The following is a 1,674-nucleotide window of genomic DNA, read 5'->3' as shown; positions in this document are numbered from 1 at the left end:
TGATATGCTCCCTATTAGGTAGACAGATAAAAAATAAAAATCTGTTATCTAAGGGGAGTATTTTTTATGGCTAGAATGAAATATTCTAAAGCTGAAAAATTGGCGATTTTAGCTCTTTATAAAGATGGTCATCATTCAATAGCTGACATTACGGCAAAGTTTTCTGTTGATCCTGGGACGATTAGAGATTGGAAAAGAAGGTATGAAGTGAATGGTGAAGACGGCCTAGAAGAAGCACTTTCTTGGAAGCGTTACTCAAAAGAGCTAAAGTTAGCAGCCGTCAATGATTATCTATCAGGACACGATTCGTTAAACAAGATTATCCAAAAATACAATATATCCAGTACTGCGGTTTTGAGAAAATGGATTAAAAAGTATAATAGTCATAGAGAACTAAATGATACCGGTAAAGGAATGACAAACTCTATGACAAGTAGAAGAAAAACAACGTTAGAAGAACGAATTCAAATTGTGAATTACTGTATACAACATCAGAAAAACTATCAGCTCACTGCCGAAAGTTATGAAGTTTCTTATCAACAAGTATATCAATGGGTCAAGAAGTTTGAAGCAAATGGTGAAGAAGCACTACAAGATAAACGCGGTCGAAAGAAAGAAGAATATGAATTAACAGCTGAAGAAAAGTTTAAACTGGAAATGAAACGTTTAGAACGAGAAAATGAACGATTACGTGCAGAAAATGCTTTTTTAAAAAAGTTAGAAGAACTCGAAAGGAGGCGTCGTTAACAAGCGTTCGTCTACAAAATAAATATAGAGCGATTCAAGATTTACATGCGCATGAAAATTTGGCAGTAATCCTTTTATGTGAAATTGCCGGTGTATCTCGTGCTGCTTATTATAAATGGCTACAGCGTACGCCAACAGCTAGAGAATTAGAGAATGAAGCAATTCTTCTGGATATTCAAGCTATTTATGCACGAGTAGAAGGCATTTATGGGTACCGAAGAATGAAATTAAATATTAATAGAATGTATCATAAAAAGTTTAATCACAAACGCATTTATCGCTTAATGCACATTGCTGGATTACAGTCCGTGATTCGTCGGAAAAGAAAGCGCTATGTTCCCTCAACTGCGCAATATGTCGCTGAAAACCGACTAAATCGTGAATTTACTGCAAGCAAACCCAATGAAAAATGGGTAACAGATGTCACGGAGTTCAAATTAGGAAACGGAAGGAAAACGTATTTAAGCGCCATTTTAGATCTTTATGATGGGTCTATTATTAGTTATGTATTGGAACATTCAAACAATAATAAATTGGTATTTCAAACATTGGATCAAGCTATCACTATATTAAAAGAGAATGAACATCCATTGATTCATAGTGATCGAGGGTATCAATATACGTCACATGGGTTTAAGAGAAAGATAGAAAAGGCAAAAATGATTCATAGCATGTCACGTGTAGGAAAATGTATAGATAATGGACCAATGGAATCGTTTTGGGGGACGTTGAAGTGTGAAAAGTATTACCTACATAAGTATGAGACATTTGAAGCGTTACAACAAGCGATAGATAATTATATCCAGTTTTACAATAATGAACGTTACCAAGAAAAATTAAACGGCTTAAGCCCATTAGAATACAGGGTTCAAGCCGCTTAAAGTGTTTTTTATTATTTCCACTGTCTACTTGACAGGGAGCTGTTCA

General features: G+C 34.9%; 1 protein-coding gene. It reads left to right on the top strand.

All coding sequences use genetic code 11. The annotated features are described in order from the left end of the window. The first annotated feature begins 66 nt into the window (after positions 1 to 66). Positions 67 to 1,628, top strand: a protein-coding gene (locus MR168_RS32835; protein ID WP_087942375.1) for an IS3 family transposase whose coding sequence is annotated in 2 segments (ribosomal slippage) — positions 67 to 700 and positions 700 to 1,628 — 1,563 coding nt in all. Because the reading frame shifts where the segments join, the coding sequence is not laid out codon by codon here. Positions 1,629 to 1,674: the final 46 nt, after the last annotated feature.

Source organism: Bacillus cereus group sp. BfR-BA-01356, from assembly GCF_022663635.1.
Classification (GTDB): domain Bacteria; phylum Bacillota; class Bacilli; order Bacillales; family Bacillaceae_G; genus Bacillus_A; species Bacillus_A cereus.
This window is presented reverse-complemented; position numbering and strand designations above follow the sequence as displayed.